Consider the following 26,215-nt stretch of genomic DNA (forward strand, 5'->3'; position numbering starts at 1 on the left):
GGGAAGGGAAGGGAAGGGAAGGGAAGGGAAGGGAAGGGAAGGGGCGGGGACGCCGAAGGGGGTGGTGGGGCCGAAGCCCCACCACCCCCTTCCGGAAAGAGAAACTACTTCGCGACGCCCGGGTGGGTCATCGAGAGCAGATCCAGTGCCTTGTCGAGGTCGGCCTCGGTGACCTCGCCGCGCTCGACGTAGCCGAGATCCACAACTGCCTCACGCACGGTGATGCCCTCAGCAACCGAGTGCTTGGCAATCTTCGCCGCAGCCTCGTAACCGATGAGGCGGTTCAGCGGGGTGACGGTCGACGGGCTCATGCCCGCGAGCGTCGCCATGCGGTCGATGTTTGCCTCGAGGCCAGCGATCGTCTTGTCTGCGAAGACGCGCGAGACGTTCGAGAGCAGGCGGATCGACTCGAGCAGGGCGGTGCCCATGACGGGGATCATCACGTTGAGCTCGAAGTTGCCGCGTGCGCCGCCCCAGGCGATCGTCGCGTCGTTGCCGATCACGCGAGCGCAGACCATGAGGGTTGCCTCGGGAACGACCGGGTTGACCTTGCCGGGCATGATCGACGAGCCGGGCTGCAGATCGGGAATGTGGAGCTCACCGATGCCGGTGTTCGGGCCCGAACCCATCCAGCGGACGTCTTCAGCGATCTTCGTGAGCGAGACGGCGATGGTGCGCAGCGCGCCCGAAGCCTCGACGAGGCCGTCGCGGTTCGCCTGCGCCTCGAAGTGGTTGCGTGCCTCGGTGATGGGCAGGCCGCTCGAAGCTGCGATCTCGGCGATGACCTTCTCGGGGAAGCCGAGCGGGGTGTTGATGCCGGTGCCGACCGCGGTGCCGCCCTGCGGAACCTCAGCGACGCGGGGGAGTGCCGAGTCGATGCGCTCGATGCCGTAGCGGATCTGCGCGGCGTAGCCGCCGAACTCCTGGCCGAGGGTCACGGGGGTCGCGTCCATGAGGTGGGTGCGGCCTGGCTTCACTGCGCTCTTCCACAGTTCAGCCTTCTCCTCGAGGGCCTCCGCAAGGTGCGCGAGCGAGGGCTTGAGCTGCTCGATGAGCGCACCGGTCACCGCAACGTGTACGGAGGTCGGGAAGACGTCGTTCGACGACTGCGAAGCGTTCACGTGGTCGTTCGGGTGCACGGGTGCGCCGAGGTGCTTCGTCGCGAGCGCCGAGAGGACCTCGTTCATGTTCATGTTCGACGAGGTGCCCGAACCGGTCTGGTACGTGTCGACGGGGAACTGGTCGTGGTGTGCGCCACCGATGATCTCGTCTGCCGCCGCGACGATCGCCTTGGCAATGTCTGCATCGAGGATGCCGAGCTCAGCGTTCGCCATTGCCGCTGCGCGCTTGATGCGAGCGAGCGCAACGATCTGCGTCGCCTCGAGGCCTGTGCCCGAGATAGGGAAGTTCTCGACGGCGCGCTGGGTCTGCGCCGCGTAGAGAGCGGTCTTCGGAACGCGCACCTCGCCCATGGTGTCGTGCTCGATGCGGTACTCGATTTCAGTCACAATAATCCTTTGTTTCTGGATGGATCTTTGAGGGATGAAGCTAGTGCGAAGTTGAAGCTAACTCAGGGGAGCAAGTTCGAGGTCGACCGGACCCACGACCGTGTACGGTACGGCGCGACCCTCGGTGAGGCGGTACTGGCAGCCGACGACCGCGAGGCGGCCGGCGTCAACCGCGTCGCTGATCGCGCGCGAGGTGCGCAGCAGCTCGTTGACGGTCGCACCGAGGTGCAGCCGGCCGACGGCGTTCGCGTCAACCTTGGACGGATCCACGTACGGGGTGTCAGTGCGGCCCTGGAGCCACAGCTGCTGCACGGAGGGCTGGATCGGCGCGAGCGTGTTCTTCACCGAGACCGTCGTGTCGGAGGGCTCCCGCCCCGACTGGTCGATGGCCGCGGCGACCGCGCCACATGAGTCGTGCGCGAGCACCACGATGAGGGAAGCGCCGAGCTCAGTGACCGCGTACTCCATCGAAGCGGTGATGGACTCCGCGACGACGTGGCCCATGTTGCGGGCGATAAAGAGGTCGCCGAGGCCGCAGTCGAAGATGATCTCTGCCGCGAGTCGTGAGTCAGAGCAGCCGAACAGTGCGACGTCGGGCGTCTGCTGGTTGACGAGCTCGCTGCGGCGTTCAACGTTCTGGTTGGGGTGCGCCGAGCCGCCGGTGACGAAGCGTTCGTTGCCGGCGATGAGGGTGTCCCATGCTTGCTGCGGTGTGACGCGCTGGGTGTCTTCGCTCACTCGGTGCCCTCGCTGCCTTCGGCAGGTCCCGCGGCAGCGCTCTCGGCTGGGTCAACTGCTTGGAAGTTTGCGAGCGAGTCGGCCACCTGCGTTGCGAGGACGCGGATCGTGGCCTCATCGTCGGTGCCGTACACGAGTACCGAGTTGGTTCCGACGACTCCTTCGAGCCCGAATCGAAGGAGCACCTCATCAGCCTTGCGGTCCTGGTGGTCGTAGACCTTCCAGTCGATGCCGCCGAGCTGGTCGGTGCCCGTGGGATCCTGATCCTCAAGCTTGTTCGCGATCCACTTCGCGGGGACAGGCTCGCCGTCTGCGGTGTACGCCTGTACGACCGACGCGTACGCCTGGTTTTCGGTGGTGTAGTGGATCTGCCAGTACGTCACGCCGCCGTCGATAGTGAGTGAGGCCTGCTTGGCCTTCCACGTGTCGGGAACGTCGGGTACCGCGAGTGAGTAGTCGGCCCCAGCGGTCTCAGCTGCCTGTGCGACATCGACTGAGCGGTCTGCGTAGTCACCGGGGGCGCGGGGCACCATGAGGTAGATCACAAAGACGAGTCCGACGGTGACGAGCAGCGAGAAGACCAGGTTGTTGACGGTCTTGCGCGACTTGTACAGTCGCGTGCCTTCGGCCTTCCGCGCCGCGGTCTCTGCCGCGGTCTCAGGGCGGCCAAGCTCGGCGACGATATTCGGACGTTTCTGCTTCGCCATAGTTAGAACTCTTCGCCATTCTCGGGCTGGGTTGCGGAGGCATTGCCCCCGGAGGCGGCGCCGCCCTGGCGCGCGTCTTCGAGTCGTTTGCGTGCCCCGATGAGCCACTCTTCGCAGCGGGTCGCGAGGGCCTCACCGCGCTCCCACAGCTGGAGCGATTCCTCGAGCGTGGCACCGCCCTGCTCGAGGCGGCTCACCACCTGAATGAGCTCGTCGCGGGCTTGCTCATAGCTCAGCTCAGCGAGGTCTGCTTCGATCGGGGCAGTCATGCCTGCCAGTCTAGCCGCTCCGCCTCAAAGCTCGCCGAGGCCCGTGCCCGTCGAGGTCGCGCCGATGCGGCCGCTCATGAGCATTCCGGCAACTGAAAGATCCTCGTCGAGGTCTGGCCAGTGCACGCCTTCGCCGCCACCCACGATCCGCCAGTTCTCGCGTTCCTGCTGGCTCGCCCCCGCAAGGGATTCCACCTCTGCGAACGGAAGAGAGATGGTGCGCCCGTCGCGAAGATCAACGCAGACTTCGCTCTTCGTGATGCGCACCTGCGTCGCCATATGGCTAGGTGCTGAAATAGTCATCCCACGCCTCCTGAAAGGTTGCTTCATGAATCGTGACCAGCTCGGCTAAAAGGTTGATTTCGTGAGCACGGAACCCGTTGTTTCGAGCCAACTCTACTGGGGATAACCAGAACTTTGCGGGGAATTTTCCGTGCTCAACGTGTACATGAGCCGGCTCAAATCGTTCGTTGCTGTAGAAGAAAAATCGGTAGGCCCGCAGCCTCAAGATCGTTGGCAAAGCTCACCTCCGCCGCCAAGCTACTCGCGGCTGAGCTGCTGCACTTTGCTGAGACGCAAACTATAGAGAAATGACTCGTCTTTTCAGCATGAATGCTGGCTGTGGGCAAACCAACAAATAGGTTGCCGCTGGCCCGGCTAGAAGCTAAAGCTCGTCGAGGCCCGTGCCCGTCGACGTCGCGCCGATGCGGCCGCCGACAACGCTGACGCGCAGCGAGGTGCCGGAGGGGGCGTCGGCCGGGTCACGCAGCACCGCTCCGCCAGGGAGCTGCACAATCGCGTAGCCGCGCTCGAGGGTTGCCTTCGGGGAAAGCGCCCTGAGGTGGGCGCGGGTTTCGGCGAGGGAGCTCGCCCGATCCACAATCGCGCGATCCGCGAGCTCGGCACCGCGAGCCACCCAGCGCACGAGCTCGTCGGCGCGCTCATCGATCAAGCGGTCGGGGTTCGCGAGCACGGGGCGCTGCCGCAGCTGGGAGATGCGGTCCGCCTCGTATGCGAAGAGCTGTGTCACCCGGCTCGACATGCGGCTGCGCGCCTGGTCGATGCCAGCGAGTTCTTCGCCGACGTCGGGGACGACGCGCTTCGCCGCGTCGGTCGGGGTGGACGCGCGAAGATCCGCGACCTCGTCGAGCAGCGGGCGATCCGCCTCGTGCCCGATCGCGCTCACGATCGGCGTCCGTGCCTCGGCCGCGGCCCGCACGACCGCCTCGTCCGAGAACGGCAGCAGGTTCTGGAAGTCGCCGCCGCCGCGCGCGACGATGATGACGTCGACGTCGGGATCCGCGTCGAGCGCGCGAATCCCTGCGGTCACCTCGCTCGCGGCGCGGTCGCCCTGCACCGCCGCGTAGTGGATCTTGAACTGCACGCCCGGCCATCGCAGGGTCGCGTTGCGCACGACGTCTTTCTCGGCGTCGGAATCGCGGCCCGTCACGAGCCCGATCTTGCTGGGGAGGAAGGGGAGCGCCTGCTTTCGATCCTCCGCGAACAGTCCCTCGGACTGGAGCTGGCGGCGCAGCCGCTCAAGCCGCTCGAGCAGCTCCCCGAGACCCACGTGCGACAGGTCGAAGACCTGCATCGTGAGCGAGCCACCCTTCACCCAGAAGTTCGGCTTCACGAGCGCAATGACGCGGTCGCCCTGCTTGAACTCGGCCGTGAGGCGCTGCGCGACCGAGCGCCAAACTGTGAAGCTCACGGTTGCATCCTGTGAGAGGTCGCGGAGCTTGCCGTAGACGTGGCCGCCGCGCACCTGCCACTGCGTAACCTCGCCCTCGACCCAGACCTGGCCGAGCTTGTCGATCCAGCCGGCGACCTTCTCGCTCATGAGGGCGACCGGCCACGGGGCGTCACGGGTTGCGGGTGCGTCTGTTGCCATGTGTTCGAGCCTAGTCTGGCGGCCCGGCAGTGCGGGCGCGGCGCGGCAACCCCGCGCTCACAGCGCTCAGACTGATTGCTCAGAGTTTGCGGCGTACACTGGGGGGTATGACTCAGCAGGCTTCGGTAGTGAATCAGCGCACCATTGGTGCACCGGTTGTGAGCCTGGCGATGCCGCGTATGCGCCGCCTGGGCGGCAGGCTGAAGAACCTGCCCGTCGAAGGCGACAAGCGAGTGCTCCTCGCCGCGCCCCGCGGCTACTGCGCCGGGGTGGATCGCGCGGTCGTCGCCGTCGAGAAGGCGCTCGAGCGCTACGGCGCTCCCGTGTATGTGCGCAAGCAGATCGTGCACAACGTGCACGTCGTGCAGACGCTCGAGAAGATGGGCGCGATCTTCGTTGAGGAGGTCGAGGAGGTGCCCGAGGGCGCCAACGTCGTCTTCTCGGCGCACGGCGTATCGCCCGCGGTCGTGCAGGAAGCGGCGGATCGCCACCTCCACGCGATCGACGCGACCTGCCCGCTCGTGACGAAGGTGCACCGCGAGGCCGTGCGCTTCGCGAAGCAGGACATGGAGATTCTGCTCATCGGCCACACCGGTCACGAAGAGGTCGAGGGCACCGCCGGCCAGGCCCCGGAGCTCATCACGATCGTGAACTCGCCCGACGATGTTGACGACCTCGTGGTGAAGGATCCGGATCGCCTGGTCTGGCTCTCGCAGACCACCCTGTCGGTCGACGAGACGATGGAGACGGTGCGCCGGCTCCGCGAGCGCTTCCCGAACCTGCAGGACCCGCCGTCTGACGACATTTGCTACGCGACGCAGAACCGCCAGGTCGCGATCAAGAAGATCGCACCCGAGGCTGACCTCGTGCTCGTCGTGGGTTCCACGAACTCATCGAACTCGGTGCGCCTCGTTGAGGTCGCGCTTGAGTACGGCGCGAAGGCCGCGTACCTCGTTGACTTCGCCGAAGAGGTGAAGCAGGAGTGGCTCGAGGGCGTGAAGACGATCGGTATCTCGAGCGGTGCCTCGGTGCCCGAGGTGCTCGTGCAGGAGCTGCTCGACGATCTCGGCGAGGCCGGGTACGAGGACGTTCGCGCCGTGGTCACCGCGGAAGAGGATCTCGTGTTCTCGCTGCCGAAGGAGCTCCGCAAGGACGCGGCGGGTAATCGCGACGCGCGCGCCCTCGGCGGTCGCGTCAGGGCGTAGGCGCTGGGCACAGCCGCTGAGGGCTGAGGGATGAGAGCGCTCGCTCGATCCCCACGACCCCGATTAATCTAATCCGACCCTTATTTGGGTCGGATTCCGAGCTGAATAGATCATTCGGGTCGGAATGGATGGGGCCGCCGCACCCGCATCCAGTCCGACCCTACTTTTCCTAGGTGAGCTAAGTTCGGGCTGTGCAAGAGTCGGTATAGAAAACTCGGGGCAGTGGGGAGGCGACGGAGCTCCCTACGGCTCGCTCACCCGGGCCAGCAGCTCGGTGAGCAGCGCCTCGGCGACCGGAGCGGGCAAGCGCTCGGCGAGCGCCATGAGCGGCGCGAGTTTGCCGGGCAGTGAGGATCCCTTGCCCCCGGCCCCCGCGATCTTCAGGATTCGCCACGCCATATCGGGTGATGGCACCCGAAAAGATCCGCCCTCCCGCTTCGGCGCGTAGCCGAGCGTCTGCAGCGCGCCGTACTCGAGGCGCGGGTTCGCCCGCGGCTTCCCGCGCACGGCGTCGGCCGCGGCGTGCAGCGCCGCGGCGAGCTCAGGAAGCGTCCGCTCGGTGACGGGCGTAATGGTGAGGTGCGCGGTGTGCGGCAGCCGCACACCGTTCGGCTGCGTGAAACCGGGCTGGTGTTGGATCCGGAAGCCCAGCGTCGCAAGCTTATCCGCGAGGTGGTGCGGATCGACCTGCTCAGACTCAGGCAGGCCTGTGTCGGTGACGACGGCAACAGATGGCCCGGTCGGTGCGCCCCACACGTTGAGCCCCCGGACCTGCGCGGCCTCGCGCATGATGACGTCGGCGGAGCGCACGCACGACGCGGTGAGCTGCGCGTAGCCATCCGAGCCAAGCCGCTTCATGATCGCCCAGGCCGCGGCGAGCGGCGACGCCGGCTTCGAACCGAGCAACGTCGGGTTCACGACCGGATACCCGGGCCAACTCGTTGTCGCAAAGAACTGGGCGCGGTGCCGCCTGCGGCCTCGGTGCAGCAGCACCGAGGCGCCCTTCGGGGCGTAGCCGAATTTGTGGAGATCCGCCGAGATGCTCGTCACCCCTGGCACCCGGAAATCCCACTCGTCAGTGCCTGGCCACCACGGCAGCACGAGGCCGCCAAAGCAGGCGTCGACGTGGCACGAAATACCGAACTCCTTGGCGCTCTGCGCGACCGCAACCACGGGATCGATCGCGCCCGACGGGTAAGCCGGGGCCGACACCACCACGAGGACGACGTCTGCCCCGAGCTTGCCGTCAAAGTCTGCCGCTCGGACAGCGCCGTCGGGTTGGCAGGGCACCGGATCCCACGCGAGATCAAAGAGCCGGGCAGCCTTCTGGAACGCAGCGTGCGCGGTCGCAGCCGTGACGAGTCGCGGCCGGCGACCCGCACGCGCGAGCTTCTCGGCGAGCTCCGGGTTGTCTGCGCGCCAGAGATCCCGCGCGGTTTTCACGGCGAGCAGGCAGCTCTCGGTGCCGCCGCTCGTGACGCTCCCCACGACGGGGCCGGCACCGAAGCGAGGCCCACCGCCCAGCGCCTTGCGCATGAACTCCAAGACGTCCCGCTCCATCGTGGCGACCGACGGGAACGTCGTCGGGTCGAGGGCGTTGAGCGGCCGGGTGGCTTCGGCCGCGTCGCGCGCGAGTTCGTCGAGCTCGGCGAGGCCCGAATCGTAGACGTAGGAGAGCACCCGCCCGCCGTGCGTGGGTGCGTCGAGCTCGCGGAGCGCAGCGAGCTCCGCGAGGATCTCGGAAGAGCTTGGCCCGCTGCCCACGCCGGCGCTCATGCCCGGCCTCCGGCCGCGGCCTCGACGTCGCGCTCTGAGAGCTTGTACCCGCGGAGCGTCGCGAGGCTCGCAAGCATGAGCAGCGCGGGGAAGAGGCTGAAAGCGAGCGCGATCCCCGAGACGGCGGTTGCCGGCTGCGTGACCGTGACCGAAGCGACCGACTCGACATAGCCGGTCGCGGCGAGCACGAGTGCGAGGGTCGTGGAGCCGAGCGCCATGCCGGCGGTTTCGCCCGCGGTCCAGACGCCGCCGAAGACCCCGGCGCGTGCCTCGCCGCCGCCGGAGCGCGACGCGTCGTGGCTCATGACGTCCGGGAGCATCGCCATCGGCATTGTCTGCATGCCCGCGTAGGCGGCTCCGGCGATGCCGACGGGCACGAGGATCCACATCCCAGGCCAAAGCAGCATCCCGATGAGGGCGACAGTGGCGATGAGGAAGAGCGTGCTCGCGATGCGGAACGTGCGCACCTTGCCCAGACGGTCAGCGATCCACCGCCATACGGGGGCGAACAGCAGCGCGGGGGCGATGAGCGAGGCGAAGAGGATCGTGACCGCTCCCTGCGAATGCAGCACCCACGTGGCGACATACTGAGCCCCGGCGAGCATGAGGCCCGTCGCGAGCCCCTGCAGCATGAACGTCGCGAGTAGCGCGCGGAACGGCTGGCTGTCGCGCAGTGCGCTCAGCCCCTCGCGGTAGTGCGTGAGGGAGAACGCGCGTGTGCCGCCGTTGGCCGCGATGGTCGGCACGCCGGTCGGAGCGACGGTCGAGGCGATCCAGAGGCTCACGCCGAGGATCGCCGCTGCCGCGATCGCCATGAGGAGGTAACCGAGCAGCTGGTTGTTCGGGAACAGGTCGCGGATCTCGGGGCCGCCCGCGCCGAACAGGAGGATCGCGATCGTGAGCACCACGACGCGCCAGGTGAGTAGCCGCGTGCGCTCCTTGTAGCCGTCGGTGAGTTCTGAGGGGAGCGAGATGTACGGGATTTGGAACATGCTGAAGAATGTCGCCGCCGCGATGAAGGCGACGAGCACCCAGGTTGCTGAGACGGCCGGGGAGAGCCCGGGAGGCACGGAGAACATGAGCACGAACGCGATCGGGAGCCCGACCGCGCCGATGAACATGGGCCCGCGCCGAGAGCCTGAGCGTGCGAGTGCGCGGTCGCTGAGCCCGCCGATGATCGGGTCGATGACGACGTCCCAGACCTTCGCGAGGGTGACGATGAGGCCCGCGGCCAGGGCGGTGACTCCGAGGGAATCTGTGAGGTAGTAGACGAGCACGAGGCCGGGAAGCGTGGCGAATCCACCGGTCGCGAGGGATCCCGCGGCGTAGCGGGCGACGGTTCTCGCCGGTAGTCGTGCCGCGGCAGGCGGGCCGCCGCTTGCGGGCATGGCGGAAACGCCAGGAGACTCAGAACTCGACGGTGAACTCATAGGCTCAGCGTAGCCGACGGCGGGCCTCGCCGTGCCGCGCGGGGATCGGAGTTCTTCCCGGAAACGCAGCCGCGCCACCCGGTCCGAAGATCCGAGTGGCGCGAGTGCGGTGTGGGTTCCGCTAGTTCGAGGGGAACCCCTGCAGGTATTCGATGAGCTCTGTTGAGGCCTGCGGGTCGGCAATGATCTCCATGAGCTCGGGCGTCTGGACCATTGCGGCACCGACAATCGTCAGCACCACGACGGTGGCGAACATGCCCGCCGCGAGCGGGGCCCAGAAGGTGAGCTTTCGCGCGCGGAGCCTGCGGATCGAGTACACAAGCACGAGCCCGTAGAGCACGAGCAGCGCCATGCCGGCGATCTTGCCGGTGAGGTCCATCCAGGCTGGCGGGGTGAGCTCGGTGACGCCGGGGGCATCCTCGAGCACCCGGAACATCGTGGTCATGCCCATAAGCGCGAACGCAGACTGCAGCGCGCCGAAGCCGCCGAAGACGAGCAGCAGGATCGTGATGACCCTGTCGCCCATGTTCGCGGGCTTCTGGTATCCTCCAACGCCACCGGCCGGGGCCTGGAACTGCTGGTTCTGGAACTGCGGCTGTTGGCCCTGTGGCTGGCCCTGCGGCTGGCTGGGCGCTGCTGGCTGACCGGCGGATGCGGAGCGATACGGCTCACCGGCAGCGGTCTGCGTGTTGGATCGCTTCGCCGCGGCCCTGCGCGCGGGGCGCGGGATGCTCGAGCCGAGGTTGTGCGGGACACCCTGCATGGTGTTCGACGAACCCGCGCGGCCCGATCCGCCGCCCGAGCCTGCGGCCGACTGCTGAGAGGCCGCGGCCTGGCCCGCGTTCACAGCGGTGGCGTCGGGCTCTGGCTTCCACTCCCAGCCCTCCGGCGCGTACTCGCCGTATTCGGGGCGAGGGCGCGTGTCTGGCGTCGGCGCGGGGGCTGCCGCCGGTGCCGCCGGTGCCGGCGTTGCCGGTGCTGCGGGCGCCGCCGGTGCCGCGTCCGTTACCGCGGGCTGCTCGGCGGTGGGCACCGCGGATGCTGGTGCAGCGGGCGCTGGGGCAGTCTCAGGGGACGCGCTGTTCTGCTCAGGCGCGTTCTGTTCTGCTCCGGGAGTGTCTGCCACTATGCGCTCACCGACTTACCTGCCGAGCCGAGCTGCTCGGCTGCGAGAGCAATGCGAGCGGCCATGCCGCTCTCAGCGACCTTGCCCCAGGCGCGAGGGTCGTAGACCTTCTTGTTGCCAACTTCGCCGTCGATCTTCAGGATCTCGTCGTAGTGCTTGAACATGTAGTCAACGACGGGGCGCGTGAATGCGTACTGCGTATCGGTGTCGATGTTCATCTTGATGACGCCGTTGCGAACTGCCTCGGCGATCTCCTCAGCGGAGGATCCCGATCCACCGTGGAACACGAGGTCGAGGGGGTTCTTGCCGGTGCCGTACTTTGCCTGCAGGCCGTCTTGGATTTCGGCGAGCAGCTCCGGGCGCAGCTTCACGCCACCGGGCTTGTAGACGCCGTGGACGTTGCCGAAGGTGAGTGCGGTGAGGTAGCGGCCCTGGTCGCCGAGGCCGAGCGCCTCGACCGTTGCGATGCCGTCTTCGAGCGTCGAGTACAGGCTGTCGTTGATCTCGTGGCTAATGCCGTCTTCCTCGCCACCGACGATGCCGATTTCGACCTCGAGGACGATGCCTGCTGCGTGCATGCGGGGCAGCAGCTCCTTCGCGATGTCGAGGTTCTCAGCGAGGGGCACGGCCGAGCCGTCCCACATGTGCGACTGGAAGTAGGGCTGGCCGCCCTCCTTCACGCGCTCTTCGCTCGCGGCGAGCAGCGGCATCACGAAGCTGTCGAGGTGCTGCTTCGGGCAGTGGTCGGTGTGCAGCGCAACCGTGACGTCGTACGCCTTCGCGACCTCTTCGGCGTACTTCGCGAATGCGATCGCACCGCCTGCACGGTTCTTCACAGTGTGGCCGGCGAGATAATCTGCACCGCCGAAGCTCACCTGGATGATTCCATCAGACCCCGCCTCAGCGAAGCCCTGGATGGCCGAGTTGATCGTCTGCGAGCTCGACACGTTGACCGCGGGGAAGGCGTAGCCGCCTGCCTTGGCGGCGTCGAGCATAGCTGCGTACTGTTCCGGGGTTGCGACGGGCATATGTGCTCCTTGGAGTCTGTAGTGGGTGTTGGAGTCTGTGGTGATTGCGCGCTTCGCGGGCGGCATCGCACGGTGAGTCTTGGCGGTGCGGTCACGGGGTCACGAATCACCGTCACCAAGCCGCACTGCGACCACCAGTCTACGCGGTAGTCTTATGTACATGACTGATCCTCTTTCGCTCGACGACTGGCAGCCCGACCGGAACCTCGCGATGGAGCTTGTCCGCGCGACCGAAGCCGCAGCGATGCGCTCGACTCCGTGGATTGGCCGCGGAGACAAGAACGCAGCCGATGGTGCTGCGGTCGACGCGATGCGACGCTTCCTCGCTACCGTGAACATGAACGGCACTGTCGTGATTGGTGAGGGCGAGAAGGACGACGCGCCCTGGCTGTACAACGGTGAGCGCGTCGGCAACGGCCTTGGCGCTGACTGTGACGTCGCGGTGGATCCGATCGACGGTACCCGCCTCACCGCAGAGGGCCGCCCGGGTGCGCTCTCCGTAATCGCTGTTGCCGATCGCGGCAGCATGTACGATCCCTCCGCCGTCTTCTACATGGACAAGCTCGTTGCTGGTCCCGAGGGTGTCGGCGTTGTCGACATTCGGAAGCCCATCGGCGAGAACATCCGCGCACTCGCGAAGGTGAAGGGCGTCGACGTTTCGGACATTCGCGTCGCTGTCCTCGACCGCCCGCGCCACGACCAGCTCATCACCGATATCCGTGAGGCTGGCGCGGGCACGCGACTCATCATGGACGGCGACGTCGCAGGCGGCGTGAACGCTGCGCGCTGGGACTCCGGCATCGACCTCTGTGTCGGCATCGGTGGCACCCCCGAGGGCATCATCACCGCGTGTGCGGTGAAGGCGCTCGGTGGTGTGATCCAGGGCCGTCTCTGGTCGACCGATGACGACGAGCGCCAGCGCGCAATCGGCGCCGGTCACGACTTCGACCGCGTGCTCGAGGCGAACGACCTCGTCGCAAGCGACAACTGCTACTTCGTGGCGACAGGCATCACCGACGCTGACTTCGTGTCGGGCGTCGAGCGCCGCGGCCCGTTCGTGCGTGCAGAGAGCATCGTCATGCGCTCGCACTCGGGCACGATCCGCCACATCATTAGCGACATGGATCCGAACCGCTGGGAGTAAATCCCAACTAGCTGAAGGGCAACAGTATGAGTGGACTTCGAAGCGCAGCACGAGTAATCGGGTGGGCGGGGTTGACCGCCGCTGGTGCCCTTCACGCTATCTGGGCGTCGGGCTCTCCGTGGCCTGAGCGAAACGCCAAGCGGCTCGGCGAGGCTGTTGTCGGGAGTTCGAAGGGCGTTCCCGACGCCCAGTCCACCTGGGTTGTTGCCGGGACGGCGCTTGCCGGAGGCGCGGTTGCCGCTGGCGCGCTGGGCGAGGGGCGTTCGATCGTTGCCGTTCGGCGTCTCGCCGGTGCGGCGATGCTCGCGCGCGCGGCGTTCGGCGGCGAAGCCGCGCTCGACCTCATGGGCCGGCCTGCGCCGGGGGCGCGGTTCCGCGACCTCGACCGGCGCTACTACCGCCCGCTCTTCGGGGTGCTGGGGACTGCGCTGATCATCGGGGCGAAGAAGAAGCCCAAGAAAGTCGTTGGCTCGACCGACGGCTGATCCGGCCTCGATTCGCCCCAAGTGAACGATTGCGGCTGCCGTACAGCGTTCACCTGAGGCAAGTCGAGATCTAGCTGGCCGAGTGCTTCTCTGAGTCTGAGTCGAGCTCCGTCGCGGACCACAGGTCAGGCGCGAGCTCGGGGGCCTGCTTGGATGTCGGTTCGGGCGCCAGTTGTGGTGCCTGCTCGGGCATCACGTCCGGGGCCAGCTCAGGCACCAACTCGGGGGCGGTAAGCGGTCGCACCGCGTCTTCGAGGTGCACGGGGGCGGCCTCGAGCGCATCGCCGTTGAGCGCGCTGATCTTGCGTGCCGTCGGAAGCACCTGGCGCTCGAGCGAGCCGACGTAGGAGTTGTAGCCCTGCACGCTGCGGGAGAGCGTGCGTCCGAGCTTGTCGAGGTGGGTGGCGCTCACCCCGAGCCGCTTGTGGAGCTCGCGCCCGAGCTCGAAGAGCGTGCGCGCCTCGCTTGTGAGCGTGTCTTGCCGCCAGCTGAAAGCGACCGACTTGAGGATCGCCCAGAGACTCACCGGCGACGCAAGCGCAACTCGGCGCTCGAACGCGAACTCGAGGAGCACAGGGTCGGTATCGAGCGCGGCCGACAGCAGCGATTCGCTCGGCACAAACGCGATCACGAACTCGGGGGAGTCGCCGAGCGCCGCGGAGTAGTCGCGGCCGCTCAGCTCGATGACGTGGTCGCGCAGCGCCCGTGCGTGCCTCGCGAGCAGCTCGTCCTGGCGTGCGGCCCGATCTGCGCCGCTGTCACCGGTCGGCTGCGCTGCAAGGTGCTGCGCCTCCAGGTACGCGTCGAACGGTACCTTCGCGTCGATCGCGATGGACTTACCGCCAGGCAGCTTGACAACCATGTCTGGCCGCACCGCGCCCGTGGGCGTGGCGATGTGCTGCTGTACCTCGAAGTCGACGTGTTCGAGCATCCCCGACGCCTCGATGATGCGGCGCAGCTGCGTTTCGCCCCAGAGCCCGCGCGTATTGTTCGACCGCAGCGCAGACGCGAGGCTCTCAGCCGTGCCCCGCAGCTTCTCCTCGGCGCGGGCGGCGTGCCGTAACTGCTCGGTGAGCTGGCCGTGCTGTGCCGCGCGCTGCTGCTCAATGCCGACGACGGTGCGCTCGAGCTTGCCGAGCGTGTCGCGCAGCGGCGTGAGTTGCTGCAGCACCCGCTGCTCTTCGCGGTCGAGCTCGATGCGGCGCTCGGTGTTCGCGTGCGCGTCGCGGAGCCGGTCGTTCAGCCCCTGCGCGCGGGTCTCGGCGACGGCGAGCTGCTCGCGCAGTTGCGCGCTCTGCTCACGTAGCTGGCCGCTTTGTCTGCTCGCCAGAAAGGCGCCGGTGGCTGCGCCAGCGGCGAGTGCGGCAACGATGAGCGCGATGAGGGCGAGCACTGGGAGGGTCATGAGATCCATGGTGGCAGTCGCCACTGACATTGGGGTGCGTACCCGCGCGAGCGGGCGGTCCGCCGACCCGCTACAGCTTGAGCGGGATCGCCTTGAGCTGGTTGAGGCGCACCCCCGTGAGCTTCACGAGCGAGGCGACATCTGCTGCCTCGTGACGCCTCGCGGAGTCGATGATGATCGAGGCGCAGGCCTCCGCGTCGGCGAGCGCCTCGTGGTGCGCGAACTCTCCGTAGCCGGCCGCTGCTGCCGAGAGTGGGAGCCGGTGCGAGGGGAGATCGTAGGTCTTCCGCGATACCTGGACGCTGCACAGGTACTTCAGCCGCGGGGTCGGCACGACCGCCTCGGCGCAGGCAGCCCGGATCACTCCCATGTCGAAGGAGGCGTTGTGAGCGACCGCGACGTCGTCTCCGATGAACCCGAGCAGATCCTCGAACTGCTCGCCCCAGGTGGGAGCGTTGCGCACCATGTCGGGGGTGATGCCGTGGATCCTGATATTCAGCGACAGAAACTGCGAGTGCTTCACGGGTGGCTTGATGAGCCAGTTCGCGCGATCCACCACCACGCCGTCGCGCACCCGCGCCAGCCCGACCGAGCAGGCCGAGGAGGGGTGTCCGTTGGCGGTCTCAAAGTCGATCGCGGTGAAGTCAATTGGCACCAAACAATCCTCGCACACCCCGCCGACATCGATCCTGCGACCGCCGCGCCCCGCGCACGGGTAGACTTAACCCCCGTGGCTCTAACTATCGGAATCGTGGGACTGCCCAATGTTGGCAAGTCGACCCTCTTCAACGCGCTTACGCACAACGACGCTCTCGCGGCGAACTACCCGTTCGCGACGATTGAGCCGAACGTTGGCGTCGTCAACCTGCCCGACCCCCGTCTCGACAAGCTCGCCGAGATCTTCGGCAGCGAGCGGATCCTCCCCGCCCCGGTGAGCTTCGTCGACATCGCCGGCATCGTTCGCGGTGCGAGCGAGGGCGAAGGCCTCGGTAACCAGTTCCTCGCGAACATCCGCGAGGCCGACGCAATCGCGCAGGTCGTGCGCGGCTTCGCCGACCCCGACGTGATCCACGTCGACGGCAAGGTGAACCCGGAAAGCGACATGGAGACGATCAACACTGAGTTGATCATCGCTGACCTGCAGACCATTGACAAGGCTCTCGTGCGTTACGAAAAAGAGCTGAAGTCGAAGAAGATCGATGCATCGGTTGTGGACACCGCCAAGGCGGCGCTTGCCGTTCTGAACGAGGGCAAGCTGCTTTCGCTCAGCGAGATCGATCTTGAACCTATCCGCGAGCTTGGCCTGCTCACCGCAAAGCCTTTCCTCTACGTGTTTAACGTCGACGAGACAGTGCTGCAGGACAAGGCGAAGCTCGACGAGCTCGCAGCGCTCGTGGCACCGGCAAAGGCGATCTTCCTCGACGCCAAGATCGAGAGCGAGCTCATGGAGCTCGATGACGAGGACGCCGCAGAGCTCCTCGCCTCGATCGGCCAGGAGGAGAGCGGTCTCGACCAGCTCGCCCGCATCGGCTTCGAGACGCTCGGACTGCAGACCTACCTCACCGCTGGCCCGAAGGAGGCACGCGCCTGGACGATCCCGAAGGGCGCAACCGCCCCGCAGGCCGCAGGCGTCATCCACGGCGACTTCGAGAAGGGCTTCATCAAGGGCGAGATCATCTCGTTCGAAGACCTCGTCGAGACCGGCTCGGTCGCTGAGGCCCGCGCGAAGGGCAAGGCCCGCATGGAGGGCAAGGAGTACGTCATGCAGGACGGCGACGTGTGCGAGTGGCGCTTTAACGTCTAGGATCCATGCAGTCGAGAGACGCAGTCTGGGCCCCTTATTTCGCCGTTGTTGGCGAGTGAGGGGCCCAGCTCTGTTAGCGGTGAGCCTCAGTTGGGGTGTTAACTCGGCCCGCGTGGTCGCGTGGCTAATCTCGATGCTCTACGTTTTTCTGTGATCTCGTACATTTTTCTGTAGAACTGTACGTTTGTGTGTAATGGGATGAGTGTCACGATGAATCGAGGCAGCATGCGTCTACAGAAGCCGTTCGCAACCCTGAGCACGACCGGTATTGATTCACAAGTACTAGGCTGACTGGCCCGTACTGACCACTACTCGAGCGTTGCTCAGATGTTTTCGCTACGCCCCGAGACTGGCTCCGCGATGGGAATGAGGGATGCCGTTTCTCATGTGGTCACGCACTGAACCTTCCTCGAGTGAACGGTCGGCAGAGGCTCTGCGTCCGCATTGAACCGCGATCGATTATTGATTGAACCGATTCTGCAGATCGCCAACGCGAAACAAGAACTGCTCCACCGACTCGCTCGAGAGATCGAGAGATCGAGAGATCGAGAGATCGAGAGATCGAGGGATAGCGGCTTAAGCCAATGCGTGTGAAGCTCTTTGGCTCCGCTGCCCGCAACAACATGGATGAGTCGAGTGACATCGACCGTCTCTTCGTGCTGGCAGACGGGCTTGAGCAGGAAGCCGTAAACGAGCGTATTAACGACCTCGCTGCGAGAACTGAGCTCTGGGTGGGGAACGACGTACGACCACTGGTGTATCTCGCGAGCGAAGTGCTGCCAGCGAGGATCTTCGATTCAATTCTCCGTGACGGAATCGATGTCTATGGAGACCCAACGTGGCTGCGTCGAAGGAATCATGGGTGGGCGAGCCATTGGACGGCTCCGCGAGCTGCCAACGTGAGGACTGACGCCGCTGGCGCAGCCGTACGCGCAGACCGGCTCTCGAAAGCCCAGCAGTTTCTGCAGGTTGCCGACGAAGCCAGACCGCTCGCCGACGAAGGTTCGATATCTGCCGCTGCTGAGACGTTGTATGTTCACGCGAGCAATGCGGCCGCCGACGCGATCTGCGCTGCAGCCCTATGAAAGCAATCAAAAGGGGATCGCGGCCAGTAAGCCGTCGAGCTTCTAGGATCAGTCGATCGCGCATCGCTGTGAGGGCGTGAACGCCGTGCCGGCCTGTCGCCGCTGAAGCCCGCAACCCCTCCCGAGCGCACAATCTTCGAGGGTGATGCCGGCTCCTCCGCAGATTCGCTAGTGTGAGGTCAAGGGGAGGCCTTCAGGGACGAGAGCTGGTGGACGATGGGGACAGGTACGAGCGGGGTCAGGCGGACTGAGTCGTTCGACGAGATCGCTGCTGAGCTGCGTGCGCTGCGCGAGCAAGCCGGCCCCGTCTCGTTCGCCGAGATCGTGCGGAGGATCTCCGAGCAGCGACTCAGCCGCGGGGTGCACGAGGCCGCCGCGGCGCCCCCTCGGTCGACGGTCTACAACGCCTTCAGCGAGGGCAGGGCGCGGCTCGACACGGAGCTTATCCGCGAGATCGTGCTTGCCCTCGGAGCAGACGAGGCCGCTGCCGACGACTGGGTTGAGCGATGCCGCACCGCGCAGCGAACGCCGCCGACGCAGGAGGCCGCGGCTGAGACCGCGACCGGGCGCGATCCCCTGCCCACACATGGCACTCCGGCCGCACGCACCGGTGCCGGCACGCTGACCGCGCCCCACCCGTCCACGGAGCCTCACGCACGAACCGCACCACACGCGCCAGCCGCAGCCGCCTCGCTTGCGACGACCTACGCGCCTGCGGCACCGCTTCCGGCACCGCCAGCCGCACCGCCTGCGGCGAGGCCAGCCGACGAACACATGACAACGGCCGATCCTTCGCTGCCTGCCGCCGTCGCGGTTGACTCGGGGCCGATCCTCCTCGGACTCCCCGATGCGCGGCCGCGCACGGGTGCCATGATCCTCATCTTGCTGATCTGTCTGGCCATGAACGCGGTGGGCGATGTCCTCGTTCGTGTACTCGGCCTGCCGCTTTACCTCGACATGGCCGGCACCGCGATCGCCGCGACCGCGCTCGGCCCGTGGTTTGGGGCGTTTGTGGCGGTGACGACGAATGTTGCGGCAGTAGTGCACGAGGATCACGACTTCCTGTTCGCGCTCGTCGGCATCACCGGAGCGCTCGTGTGGGGCTACGGCGTGCGGCGTTTTCATATGGGCGACACCTTCGGCAGGTTTTTCACGCTCGGCGTGATCGTCGCGGTGAGCTGTTCACTCGTGGCTACGCCCGTGCTCGTGCTTAAACACGGCGGTAGTTACGGCCTCGGCCAGACAAACGTGACGGACCAGCTCCTCGCCGTTGGCGTGCCGCTCTTGCTCTCCGTGTTCACGGTGAACATCGTGACCTCGCTGCTCGACAAGCTGCTCGCAACCTACACCGCCCTGGCGATGCTGCCGTTCTTGCACCGCAGGTTCGGGATTTCGGTCACGCACATTCCCCTCGTGCTGCAGTTACAGGGGCCGCGCACCCCGCGAGGCACGCAGCCAGCGAGTGCGGGCGCTGGCGGGGGCGCTGGGGCCAGCGCAGAGAGCGGTCTGGATCGCGCAGCGCCCCAGCAGCGTTCCGTCGGTGCTAGCGAGGCCCAGACCTCCTAGCCGACCCCGATCTCGGCACCGCTGTGCGCGCGCGTGTGCGAGAGGGCAGCGGTGAAGAGCTCGCGTGCGCTCGCACGCTCGGCAGCGGCGATGGGCGAAGCCCCATCACCCGCCTGCGGAATATGGACGACCCGGTAGCCCAGCGGCTCGAAGTGCGGTCGGACCGAGGCATCTACGCCCTCGCCGAGGCAGGCAATCACCGGACGGATCGGCCCGCGGAGCACAGCGATCTCCTCGTGGAGCAGCTCGAGCATGACATCGAGCAGCAGGCCCGGGTGGTCGCTGCCGAGGAGCGCGGCGAGCTCTCCTTGTGAGCTGTCGGGAACTCCCTTATAGAGAGCCGTAAGGTAGCCGCCACCGAGCCGTCCGGGGGAGAGCTCGTCGCTGAGCGCGTCGATCGCGGCTGCATCGTCCGTGGCGGGGCGGTGGATCCCGCTCCCGTGTACAAAGATCACATCTGCGTGGAGCTTGCCGTCACACGCCTCCCAGCGAGATCCGTACGCGAGGCTGTCTACCGCGTTCGCGGTGAGGTCTGTATCCGACGCCCGTGACTCGTCGCCGAGGTGCGCGAGAAGTGTCTGGACGAAGCTGTGGACCCGTGCCGCCTCAGCGTGCCGGGTGCCCGCGGGAAGCCGACAAAGCAGCCGTTCGGTGAGGTCGAGACGAGTCTCGCGCAGCTCATCCAGGGCCTCGGCGGAAACACTGTTGATTGGGGGCTCGAGCGGATGCTGCTGCTGCATCATGTGTGGTTCCTCGTGGCTTCTCTGCGTCCGTGGTGAGGCGCGTCCGTGGTGAGGCGCGTCCTTGGTGGGGCGCGTCCGTGGCAGGGCGATCCCTGTTGGTTCAATCAAGCGCAACACGACTGGGCGCTGATTGAATGCTTGAGGCCGACTCGGTGGCGGCCTCAGCCGTCATGCTGATCCTTTCAGGACGGGCCGAGATTGGCACCCGAAACCTTCGGTTCCAAGTGATTCTGGACAACCCTGGACAACTCTCGCCCAGCCCAGGAACCTCCGGAACCGCAAAACCCCACACCGGCACCCCGCACCCGCAGCGGACGCCCGCAGACCCTGGCCTAGGCTGGAGTGAGAGTTGAGTCAGGTTCACGAACGGAGCACACATGTCTGCAGAGCCGACCGCCGCGGAAGAGACCGCGACACCACCCTGCCCAGAGTGTGGGAGTGAATTCTCGTACGAATCGGGTGCGCTGCTTGCCTGCCCCATGTGTGGCCACGAGTGGGCACCGGGCGACGGCAGCGGCGACGCCGATGCTGACTCCTCGGGAGGCGACGAACCGGGCATCCGCGACGCCAATGGGAATGTGCTCAGCGACGGCGACACCGTCACGCTCGTGAAAACCGTGAAGGTGTCGGGCGGTGGCGGCGGCACGATCAAGGTCGGCACCAAGGTCACTGGCATCAGGCTGGTCCCCGGGGGCGCGGGCGGACACGACATCGACGCGAAGGTGCCAGGCTTCGGCAAGATGCAGCTGAAGTCGAGCGTCGTCAAGCGGGCGTAGGCCGCGATCCGCAACTCCTGGTCAGTTCTCGCCATCGTCCCCGGTGCGCCAGCGGCCATCGTGGCGCAGACTGACCAGGAGTCGCGGGGTAGCGGGGCCGCGGGGCCGCGGGTGGATCGCCTAGACCACAGGCGCAGTCGCCGCCGTGAGCTGCGCGAGCTTGCCCCGCATGCGGGCCAAGGAGCGCTCCCGCTCCCGCAGCACCTGAGCAGGCCATGCCGAGTGACGCAGCGTCATCGGGTTCGCGATCCACACGGCGGCGACGAAGATCACCGCGTAGAGGATCGGCACAATGATCGGCCTGATCCCCGAAAACACAAACCACAGATTGTAGATGAGCAGACCGCCGACGGCGACCGCGAGGATCACACTGCCAGTGACCTCGAGCTTGCTGCGGACCTCGTGGCCGGCGAGCTTCGCCAGCCTGGCGTCGATGAGCTCGCGCTGAATGATCGACACCACGAAGAACATCAGCGCCCCGAGCGCGAACAGGTACACGGCCTCGAGCAGCGCGGCAGACACGGGCTCGCCATGGAACAGCCAGAAGGCAATGAACACCGCGAGCGCAACCGCGCCGTGAACAATGAGGGGGCGCAGCCAGGGGGAACGCTTCGAGTGCTCGGTGATGCTGTCGTCGCCGTAGAAGAGCCTCGCGTCTGCAAGACGTGTGTGCTCGCGTTCGAGCCGCTTGATCGCCGTGATGAGGAGCTCCGCGCGCCTGGCAACGGGTCTGAAATCGAGCCTGCCGAGCACGAGCGCGAGCACGATCGACACCGGTGTGATGAACAGGAGGCCCCAGAGCTGCTGCCCGCTATCACTCGTCGCGGTAGGCCCGTGCGTCGAGAGCACCACGACTGAGAGCACGGTCCAGGCGAGCATGAAGCCGCCGATCAGTGCGGCAACAAACGGCAGCGGCCTGAGCACAGACTGGCTGTCAACGTCGCCAGTGGGCGTGACAAGGAACCCGAGGCCCACGAGGAGCGCGAGCATGGAGGGCGCCACCCAGCCGACGTAGTTGCCCGAGATCGCGACGACTTCAATGATCTCCCGCCAAGCACCGCCGTAGTGGGGCGTGCTCGAACTCTCGGCCGCGAGCATCGCCGAGCGAGCGAAGAACGCGAGGAAGAACACGAGTGGCCAGAGCAGGGATCCGGCTGCGAATAGCGCCACCGATGCTCCCCAGCTGTCGGACATGGCCTGGGTACCGCCGACGGGCGACGCAGGATCCTGGGGAGTGAGTTCTGGCTGTGTGGTCATAGTGCTCTTCAGCGATAGTACCCAGACCGCGCCCGCTCCGGGCGAACGAACGCATTGCTCCCGCGGCGCGGGCTGGCAATTCGCTGGAGATAGGGCGCAGCCGGGCTGAGCATGAGCGCGTTCCGGGCGATACTGAGAGCACTCCCGTCATCGTCGAAGGAATCCTCATGGCGCACATGCTTGCCACCTATATCGCCCTCCCCGGCACGACCGCCGAGGCCATGGAGCACTGGCAGGAGGTGTTCGGGGGCGACCTTGAGATCATCCGCTACGGTGAAGCGCAGCTGAAGAATCTCCCGTTTGATCCCCCAGCGAACGCGGTCGCACACGCCTCGCTCACCCTGCCAGCCGGCGTGATCACGGGCGGCGACGTGATGGATCAGAGCAACGAATACCCGGTCCGTGGCACTGCCTACTCGCTGCTGTACACGACCGACACCCCCGAAGAGGCGCAGCTCTACATCGATCGCTTGAGCGCCGCGGGCGGCTCCATCGGAATGCCATTTGAACAGGCCCCGTGGGGCGACTGGTACGGCCAGGTGTTCGATCGCTACGGCGTGATGTGGGCGTTTTCCTGCGCCGTCGCCTAACCGACCCGCTCGCGCCGTGGAAGGGGCGGAGCCCAGGGCCTCGGGCAGCTCTGACCTCGGGCAGCTCGAACCACGGGCAGGGGCACCAGGGCAGTCGCGCAGCACCAGGCGCTCAGGCGGCGTGCTACTTTCTAACTCCCACAGAGTTCAGACCGAGGAGGCGCGGTGGTAGAGAAAGTCACAGGCCCGAAGTCATACTTCCCTTCGATCGAGGCGAAATACGGCAAGAGCATCGAGGAGTGGTTCGAGCTGCTTCGTCCGCACGCCGGCGAACCGCACATGGCACAGGTCGCGGTGCTGAAGACGCTCGGGATGGGGCACGGCCACGCCAACGCCGTCGTACACGTGTTCCGCGCAGAGCATGGCGGTGCCTGATGTCGCAGGTAGCACCCGCAATGTCGCCGTCCGCGATGCCCGTGGCGGAGGTGTTCGACAAGGTCACCGGCCCGCGCCGCGCCGAGGCTGACGAACTGCTCGCGCTGCACCGGGAGGTGAGCGGCGAAGCCCCGGTGGTGTGGGCTGGCCGCATCATCGGCTTTGGCGAGTACGAGTACCGCTACGACAGCGGTCACGGCGGCCGCGCCCCCGTGCTCGCCTTCGCGACCGGGCCGCAGCGCCACACGCTATATCTTCCCGAGAACTTCGCCGAGCGCTGGCCCGACCTCATCGAACAGCTCGGCCCGCACCGGGCGAGCAAAGTGTGCCTGTACATTACGCGACTGAGTAAGGTGGACCGCGGCGCGCTGCGGGAGTTGCTCGAACGATCCCTCGCAGACACCCGGGGCGGGAACGCGCCCTAGGGTGAGTATCGCGAAACGCCGAAAGTCACAGGGGTTTCAAATTGCCGAGGGTTAGCCTCGCAATATGAGCAACACCGCACCGATTCCGCGAGCTCCTCTTCCCGTTATAGGCGACGAGATCACCATTTCGCCGAGTGAACTTCGTTCCCTCGGCGGTGAGCTCCAACGCTTCATGCTCGAGTACCGATTCGCGATGCAAGAGATCGAGACGAAGCTCGCGATCCTCCGCGAAGAATTCGTGCATATGCACGAATACAACCCGATCGAGCACGTGTCGAGCCGAGTGAAAAGCGCAGAGAGTCTGCTCTCCAAGGTCGAGCGGCGTGGGGTGAGCCCGGAGGTTGGGGCGATCCGCCGCGAGATCCAAGACATTGCGGGGGTGCGGGTGACCTGCGCGTTCATCCGCGACGTCTACCGGTTGTTCGGACTCCTCACGCAGCAGGACGACATCACCGTGCTCGAGGTTGAGGACTACATCGAGCACCCGAAAGCGAACGGCTACAAGAGCCTGCACGCGATCCTCTCTGTTCCCGTCTATCTCTCGAGCGGCCGCGTCGACGTGCCTGTCGAGGTGCAGTTCCGCACCATCGCGATGGACTTCTGGGCGAGCCTCGAGCACAAGATCTATTACAAGTATCAGCGGCAGGTGCCCGAGGAGATGATGGCCGAGCTCAAGCAGGCCGCCGACTCGGCCGCCGAGCTCGATACGCGCATGCAGTCGCTCCACGTGCAGATGCACGGTGAGCCGCCGCCGACCTCGCCGATCAACCTGCAGGAGATCCGCGAGGTGCGCGAGCGCATCCGGCGCGTGTAGGCGCGGGGCAGCGGGGGATCGCCTGAGGTCACTGGGGATCGCCTGAGGCCGGCCCCAGCATCAGCGTGCCGCACCTGAGCCTCATCCAGGCGGCGCAGCCCGCCTAAAACCCCCTAGGCTCGAAGCGTGGAACACAGCGAACACCTCCCCGGCGGATCCGGCGGCGTCTGGCGAATCCGCGACTCACACGGCGAGACGCGCGTACACCGACCCACCGGCCCCTGGACGCCCGCCGTGCACGAGCTACTCGCGTTTCTGCGGGAGCGCGGGCTCGAGCAGATCCCCGAGGTCTACGGGATCGATGCCGAATCACGCGAGGTGCTGAGCTACCTGCCAGGTGACACGCTCGATCCAGAAACGACGCAGCCGAGCGATGCCGCGCTCGCCGCGGCCGCTCGCTGGCTCCGCCGATTCCACGACGCCGTCGCAGACTTCGAGCCGACGAGCGACCTCTGGCGGCAGGGACATCAGCCGCTCGACCGAGCGGGCGGCGAGATCATCTGCCACAACGACCCGGGGCTTTACAACTGGGTCGTCGTCGACGGCGAGTTTGCCGGCATGATCGACTGGGATCGCGCGGGCCCCGGGCTCCCCATCGATGACCTCGCGTTTCTGGTGTGGAGCGGCGTACCGCTCCTGCGGGAGATCCCCGCCGCTGACGCGGCCCGCCGCATTCGGCTCGCGGCCGCCGCGTACGGCGGGGTCGACGGCTCGCAGCTGCTCGACGCGGTCACTCACCGCATGGGGCTGATTGCCGCCAGGTGGCAGGCTGGCATCGCGCGCGGCGACGCCGGAACCCTTGCGCTGCGCGACTCGGGCATCATGGCTCGCCACGAGGCGCGGGTCACGGACTTTACTGCGCGCCGCGAGCAGCTTCGCGAACTCGTGCGCACCGCCACGACGGAGCAGTAGGCTTCACACAGAGCCCAGCTGGGCGGCCGGGCCAGCCACATGTCAGCGGAACACAGGAGTGCGCGAATATGACGAAGACCTGGCCAACTCACGCCTCGGAGCAGCTCACGCTCGGCGACGGCGGCATCGAAACCGCGCTCGAGTCACGGCTCGGGCAGCACCTGCCTGAGTTCGCGGCCTTCGTGCTGCTCGGCACGGTTCAGGGACGCGCTGCGCTCCGCGAGTACTACCGGCCGTACATCGAGTTCGCCGCCGCGGCTGACGTTCCCCTGTTGCTCGACACTCCAACGTGGCGGGCGAATCCCGAGTGGATCGCGCTCGTCGACGGTGGTGGGGAACAGCCGGGCCGGCTCGCATCCCTCAACGCCGATGCGGTCGCGCTCGTGCGTGACTGTGCGCTCGGGCTCGCGCCGGACGCGCGCATCGAAGTGAACGGTGTCGTCGGGCCGAGATTTGACGAGTTCGTCGCGGCGGAGCGAATGAGCGCTGCGGACTCCGAGGAGTATCACGGACCCCAGGTGCGCGCCCTTGCGGAGGCCGGAGCTGACCGGGTCAGCGCGGTAACGACGCTCGATGCGGCGGAGGGGATCGGCGTGGTCCGCGCCGCAGTCGGCGCTCGCGTGCCGGCCGTCGTATCGTTCACGGTTGACGCGCGCGGGCTGCTGGCCGATGGGTCGAGCATCGCAGACGCGATCCGAGCCGTTGACACAGCGACCGCGGGGGCGGCGCTCGGGTTCGCGGTGAACTGCGCACACCCTGAGGAGGTCGCGCGGGGGATCGCCCCGGCGGCCCCCGAGACGGCTCGCCTGATTGGGTTCCGGCTCAACGTTGCCCGCGAAGGTGAGGAAGGTGCGGGTGACGGGCCGGAGGAGTTCGCTCGGGCTGTGCATGAACTGTCTGCGCTCGCGCCCACGGCGAAGGTGCTTGGTGGCTGCTGCGGCACCGATGCCCCGCACATTTCGGCGGTGCTTACGCGAGCGCGCCGGGGGTAGCTGGGGGCTTGTGGCGCGGTTGTGGGCGGTCTGCGACGGCGCACGCGGCGGGCCCCCAGCTGGCTTGCGGACTGGCTCGCGGCGCGCTCGCGCCCTGGCTCCCGGAGGGGCCTAGGCCACGCATAGTTCGGCCACTGTTTGCCAGCGGATCTGGGAATTCAGGC

At 66.8% G+C, this 26,215-nt stretch carries 28 protein-coding genes; 13 read left to right on the top strand and 15 right to left on the bottom strand.

Annotation, left to right across the window (positions count from 1 at the left end):
- Positions 1 to 104: 104 nt before the first annotated feature.
- From ACI1US_RS12790 to xseA, 7 genes are all read right to left on the bottom strand, one after another.
- Positions 105 to 1,508: a class II fumarate hydratase gene (locus ACI1US_RS12790; protein ID WP_416550261.1), complete on the bottom strand. Its 1,404-nt coding sequence runs from the start codon at positions 1,506 to 1,508 to the stop codon at positions 105 to 107.
- A gap of 57 nt (positions 1,509 to 1,565) precedes the next feature.
- Positions 1,566 to 2,246 carry a carbonic anhydrase gene (locus tag ACI1US_RS12795; RefSeq protein WP_461640816.1) on the bottom strand — a complete coding sequence of 227 codons (681 nt, stop codon included), beginning with the start codon at positions 2,244 to 2,246 and terminating at the stop codon, positions 1,566 to 1,568.
- A complete protein-coding gene (locus tag ACI1US_RS12800; protein ID WP_461640817.1) occupies positions 2,243 to 2,953 on the bottom strand; it encodes a DUF4245 family protein in 711 nt (236 codons plus the stop codon). The genes ACI1US_RS12795 and ACI1US_RS12800 overlap by 4 nt, the downstream gene beginning before the upstream one ends.
- A gap of 2 nt (positions 2,954 to 2,955) precedes the next feature.
- A complete protein-coding gene (locus tag ACI1US_RS12805) occupies positions 2,956 to 3,222 on the bottom strand; it encodes an exodeoxyribonuclease VII small subunit (RefSeq protein WP_461640818.1) in 267 nt (88 codons plus the stop codon).
- 24 nt (positions 3,223 to 3,246) lie between these two features.
- On the bottom strand, positions 3,247 to 3,525 hold the full coding sequence (locus tag ACI1US_RS12810; protein WP_461640819.1) for a DUF2442 domain-containing protein: 279 nt from the start codon (positions 3,523 to 3,525) through the stop codon (positions 3,247 to 3,249).
- On the bottom strand, positions 3,506 to 3,742 hold the full coding sequence (locus ACI1US_RS12815) for a DUF4160 domain-containing protein (RefSeq protein ID WP_461640820.1): 237 nt from the start codon (positions 3,740 to 3,742) through the stop codon (positions 3,506 to 3,508). Before ACI1US_RS12815 ends, ACI1US_RS12810 begins: the two co-directional genes overlap by 20 nt.
- Before the next feature lie 144 nt (positions 3,743 to 3,886).
- The gene (gene xseA, locus ACI1US_RS12820; protein ID WP_416550258.1) at positions 3,887 to 5,113 is read right to left on the bottom strand and encodes an exodeoxyribonuclease VII large subunit; all 1,227 of its coding nucleotides are present in this window, start codon (positions 5,111 to 5,113) and stop codon (positions 3,887 to 3,889) included.
- Positions 5,114 to 5,283: 170 nt separating this feature from the next.
- Here xseA and ACI1US_RS12825 point away from each other — a divergent pair, with 170 nt between their 5' ends.
- Positions 5,284 to 6,318: a 4-hydroxy-3-methylbut-2-enyl diphosphate reductase gene (locus tag ACI1US_RS12825; RefSeq protein ID WP_416550259.1), complete on the top strand. Its 1,035-nt coding sequence runs from the start codon at positions 5,284 to 5,286 to the stop codon at positions 6,316 to 6,318.
- Positions 6,319 to 6,561: 243 nt separating this feature from the next.
- Here ACI1US_RS12825 and ACI1US_RS12830 read toward each other — a convergent pair whose 3' ends face one another.
- The 4 genes from ACI1US_RS12830 to fbaA all read right to left on the bottom strand — a co-directional run bounded on the left by ACI1US_RS12830 (position 6,562) and on the right by fbaA (position 11,678).
- Positions 6,562 to 8,094 (bottom strand): pyridoxal phosphate-dependent decarboxylase family protein, encoded by a 1,533-nt coding sequence (locus tag ACI1US_RS12830; protein ID WP_461640821.1) that lies wholly within the window; start codon positions 8,092 to 8,094, stop codon positions 6,562 to 6,564.
- Entirely contained in the window at positions 8,091 to 9,524 is a 1,434-nt protein-coding gene (locus ACI1US_RS12835; RefSeq protein ID WP_461640822.1) for an MFS transporter, read from the bottom strand. The genes ACI1US_RS12830 and ACI1US_RS12835 overlap by 4 nt, the downstream gene beginning before the upstream one ends.
- A 121-nt stretch (positions 9,525 to 9,645) precedes the next feature.
- Positions 9,646 to 10,650 (bottom strand): DUF6264 family protein, encoded by a 1,005-nt coding sequence (locus ACI1US_RS12840; RefSeq protein WP_461640823.1) that lies wholly within the window; start codon positions 10,648 to 10,650, stop codon positions 9,646 to 9,648.
- Positions 10,650 to 11,678: a class II fructose-bisphosphate aldolase gene (fbaA, locus tag ACI1US_RS12845; protein WP_461640824.1), complete on the bottom strand. Its 1,029-nt coding sequence runs from the start codon at positions 11,676 to 11,678 to the stop codon at positions 10,650 to 10,652. The genes ACI1US_RS12840 and fbaA overlap by 1 nt, the downstream gene beginning before the upstream one ends.
- A 160-nt stretch (positions 11,679 to 11,838) precedes the next feature.
- Here fbaA and glpX point away from each other — a divergent pair, with 160 nt between their 5' ends.
- Positions 11,839 to 12,822, top strand: coding sequence for a class II fructose-bisphosphatase (gene glpX / locus ACI1US_RS12850; RefSeq protein WP_461640825.1), 984 nt, complete (start codon positions 11,839 to 11,841; stop codon positions 12,820 to 12,822).
- Positions 12,823 to 12,848: 26 nt separating this feature from the next.
- Positions 12,849 to 13,307: a DUF3995 domain-containing protein gene (locus ACI1US_RS12855; RefSeq protein ID WP_461640826.1), complete on the top strand. Its 459-nt coding sequence runs from the start codon at positions 12,849 to 12,851 to the stop codon at positions 13,305 to 13,307.
- Between the two features lie 70 nt (positions 13,308 to 13,377).
- On the opposite strand, the gene ACI1US_RS12860 is transcribed toward ACI1US_RS12855, so the two are convergent.
- Entirely contained in the window at positions 13,378 to 14,742 is a 1,365-nt protein-coding gene (locus ACI1US_RS12860) for a DNA recombination protein RmuC (protein WP_461640827.1), read from the bottom strand.
- 40 nt (positions 14,743 to 14,782) lie between these two features.
- A complete protein-coding gene (locus ACI1US_RS12865) occupies positions 14,783 to 15,367 on the bottom strand; it encodes a 3'-5' exonuclease (RefSeq protein WP_416550256.1) in 585 nt (194 codons plus the stop codon).
- A 75-nt stretch (positions 15,368 to 15,442) separates the two neighbouring features.
- On the opposite strand from ACI1US_RS12865, the gene ychF reads away from it, so the two are divergent.
- The 3 genes from ychF to ACI1US_RS12880 all read left to right on the top strand — a co-directional run bounded on the left by ychF (position 15,443) and on the right by ACI1US_RS12880 (position 19,167).
- A complete protein-coding gene (gene ychF / locus ACI1US_RS12870; RefSeq protein WP_416550255.1) occupies positions 15,443 to 16,516 on the top strand; it encodes a redox-regulated ATPase YchF in 1,074 nt (357 codons plus the stop codon).
- Positions 16,517 to 17,100: 584 nt separating this feature from the next.
- Positions 17,101 to 17,601: a nucleotidyltransferase domain-containing protein gene (locus tag ACI1US_RS12875; protein WP_461640828.1), complete on the top strand. Its 501-nt coding sequence runs from the start codon at positions 17,101 to 17,103 to the stop codon at positions 17,599 to 17,601.
- A gap of 216 nt (positions 17,602 to 17,817) precedes the next feature.
- Positions 17,818 to 19,167 (top strand): hypothetical protein, encoded by a 1,350-nt coding sequence (locus ACI1US_RS12880; RefSeq protein ID WP_461640829.1) that lies wholly within the window; start codon positions 17,818 to 17,820, stop codon positions 19,165 to 19,167.
- On the opposite strand, the gene ACI1US_RS12885 is transcribed toward ACI1US_RS12880, so the two are convergent.
- Entirely contained in the window at positions 19,164 to 19,910 is a 747-nt protein-coding gene (locus tag ACI1US_RS12885) for a hypothetical protein (protein ID WP_461640830.1), read from the bottom strand. The genes ACI1US_RS12880 and ACI1US_RS12885 overlap by 4 nt on opposite strands.
- Before the next feature lie 377 nt (positions 19,911 to 20,287).
- Between ACI1US_RS12885 and ACI1US_RS12890 the strand changes: the two genes are divergently transcribed.
- Positions 20,288 to 20,686, top strand: a complete 399-nt coding sequence (locus ACI1US_RS12890; protein WP_461640831.1) for a zinc ribbon domain-containing protein YjdM — start codon at positions 20,288 to 20,290, stop codon at positions 20,684 to 20,686.
- A gap of 120 nt (positions 20,687 to 20,806) precedes the next feature.
- On the opposite strand, the gene ACI1US_RS12895 is transcribed toward ACI1US_RS12890, so the two are convergent.
- Positions 20,807 to 21,943, bottom strand: coding sequence for a hypothetical protein (locus ACI1US_RS12895; RefSeq protein ID WP_461640832.1), 1,137 nt, complete (start codon positions 21,941 to 21,943; stop codon positions 20,807 to 20,809).
- Between the two features lie 167 nt (positions 21,944 to 22,110).
- Between ACI1US_RS12895 and ACI1US_RS12900 the strand changes: the two genes are divergently transcribed.
- The 6 genes from ACI1US_RS12900 to ACI1US_RS12925 all read left to right on the top strand — a co-directional run bounded on the left by ACI1US_RS12900 (position 22,111) and on the right by ACI1US_RS12925 (position 26,051).
- Positions 22,111 to 22,533, top strand: coding sequence for a VOC family protein (locus tag ACI1US_RS12900; RefSeq protein WP_461640833.1), 423 nt, complete (start codon positions 22,111 to 22,113; stop codon positions 22,531 to 22,533).
- Between the two features lie 165 nt (positions 22,534 to 22,698).
- A complete protein-coding gene (locus ACI1US_RS12905) occupies positions 22,699 to 22,908 on the top strand; it encodes a DUF4287 domain-containing protein (protein ID WP_461640834.1) in 210 nt (69 codons plus the stop codon).
- Entirely contained in the window at positions 22,908 to 23,333 is a 426-nt protein-coding gene (locus ACI1US_RS12910) for a DUF1801 domain-containing protein (protein ID WP_461640835.1), read from the top strand. The genes ACI1US_RS12905 and ACI1US_RS12910 overlap by 1 nt, the downstream gene beginning before the upstream one ends.
- Positions 23,334 to 23,397: 64 nt before the next feature.
- The gene (locus ACI1US_RS12915) at positions 23,398 to 24,147 is read left to right on the top strand and encodes a GTP pyrophosphokinase (RefSeq protein WP_461640836.1); all 750 of its coding nucleotides are present in this window, start codon (positions 23,398 to 23,400) and stop codon (positions 24,145 to 24,147) included.
- A gap of 126 nt (positions 24,148 to 24,273) precedes the next feature.
- Positions 24,274 to 25,059: a phosphotransferase gene (locus tag ACI1US_RS12920; protein WP_461640837.1), complete on the top strand. Its 786-nt coding sequence runs from the start codon at positions 24,274 to 24,276 to the stop codon at positions 25,057 to 25,059.
- A 68-nt stretch (positions 25,060 to 25,127) separates the two neighbouring features.
- The gene (locus tag ACI1US_RS12925) at positions 25,128 to 26,051 is read left to right on the top strand and encodes a homocysteine S-methyltransferase family protein (protein ID WP_461640838.1); all 924 of its coding nucleotides are present in this window, start codon (positions 25,128 to 25,130) and stop codon (positions 26,049 to 26,051) included.
- Positions 26,052 to 26,215 lie beyond the last annotated feature (164 nt).

This window comes from Leucobacter sp. BZR 635 (genome assembly GCF_048061935.2).
Lineage (GTDB): Bacteria > Actinomycetota > Actinomycetes > Actinomycetales > Microbacteriaceae > Leucobacter.

Excerpts from the sequence above, each read along its gene's own strand:
- ACI1US_RS12800 (WP_461640817.1), bottom strand. The coding sequence starts at position 2,953 with ATGGCGAAGCAGAAACGTCCGAATATCGTCGCCGAGCTTGGCCGCCCT.
- ACI1US_RS12805 (WP_461640818.1), bottom strand. The coding sequence starts at position 3,222 with ATGACTGCCCCGATCGAAGCAGACCTCGCTGAGCTGAGCTATGAGCAA.
- ACI1US_RS12810 (WP_461640819.1), bottom strand. The coding sequence starts at position 3,525 with ATGACTATTTCAGCACCTAGCCATATGGCGACGCAGGTGCGCATCACG.
- xseA (WP_416550258.1), bottom strand. The coding sequence starts at position 5,113 with ATGGCAACAGACGCACCCGCAACCCGTGACGCCCCGTGGCCGGTCGCC.
- ACI1US_RS12825 (WP_416550259.1), top strand. The coding sequence starts at position 5,284 with ATGCCGCGTATGCGCCGCCTGGGCGGCAGGCTGAAGAACCTGCCCGTC.
- ACI1US_RS12830 (WP_461640821.1), bottom strand. The coding sequence starts at position 8,094 with ATGAGCGCCGGCGTGGGCAGCGGGCCAAGCTCTTCCGAGATCCTCGCG.
- ACI1US_RS12835 (WP_461640822.1), bottom strand. The coding sequence starts at position 9,524 with ATGAGTTCACCGTCGAGTTCTGAGTCTCCTGGCGTTTCCGCCATGCCC.
- fbaA (WP_461640824.1), bottom strand. The coding sequence starts at position 11,678 with ATGCCCGTCGCAACCCCGGAACAGTACGCAGCTATGCTCGACGCCGCC.
- glpX (WP_461640825.1), top strand. The coding sequence starts at position 11,839 with ATGACTGATCCTCTTTCGCTCGACGACTGGCAGCCCGACCGGAACCTC.
- ACI1US_RS12855 (WP_461640826.1), top strand. The coding sequence starts at position 12,849 with ATGAGTGGACTTCGAAGCGCAGCACGAGTAATCGGGTGGGCGGGGTTG.
- ACI1US_RS12860 (WP_461640827.1), bottom strand. The coding sequence starts at position 14,742 with ATGTCAGTGGCGACTGCCACCATGGATCTCATGACCCTCCCAGTGCTC.
- ACI1US_RS12875 (WP_461640828.1), top strand. The coding sequence starts at position 17,101 with ATGCGTGTGAAGCTCTTTGGCTCCGCTGCCCGCAACAACATGGATGAG.
- ACI1US_RS12880 (WP_461640829.1), top strand. The coding sequence starts at position 17,818 with ATGGGGACAGGTACGAGCGGGGTCAGGCGGACTGAGTCGTTCGACGAG.
- ACI1US_RS12885 (WP_461640830.1), bottom strand. The coding sequence starts at position 19,910 with ATGATGCAGCAGCAGCATCCGCTCGAGCCCCCAATCAACAGTGTTTCC.
- ACI1US_RS12890 (WP_461640831.1), top strand. The coding sequence starts at position 20,288 with ATGTCTGCAGAGCCGACCGCCGCGGAAGAGACCGCGACACCACCCTGC.
- ACI1US_RS12895 (WP_461640832.1), bottom strand. The coding sequence starts at position 21,943 with ATGACCACACAGCCAGAACTCACTCCCCAGGATCCTGCGTCGCCCGTC.
- ACI1US_RS12900 (WP_461640833.1), top strand. The coding sequence starts at position 22,111 with ATGGCGCACATGCTTGCCACCTATATCGCCCTCCCCGGCACGACCGCC.
- ACI1US_RS12910 (WP_461640835.1), top strand. The coding sequence starts at position 22,908 with ATGTCGCAGGTAGCACCCGCAATGTCGCCGTCCGCGATGCCCGTGGCG.
- ACI1US_RS12915 (WP_461640836.1), top strand. The coding sequence starts at position 23,398 with ATGAGCAACACCGCACCGATTCCGCGAGCTCCTCTTCCCGTTATAGGC.
- ACI1US_RS12925 (WP_461640838.1), top strand. The coding sequence starts at position 25,128 with ATGACGAAGACCTGGCCAACTCACGCCTCGGAGCAGCTCACGCTCGGC.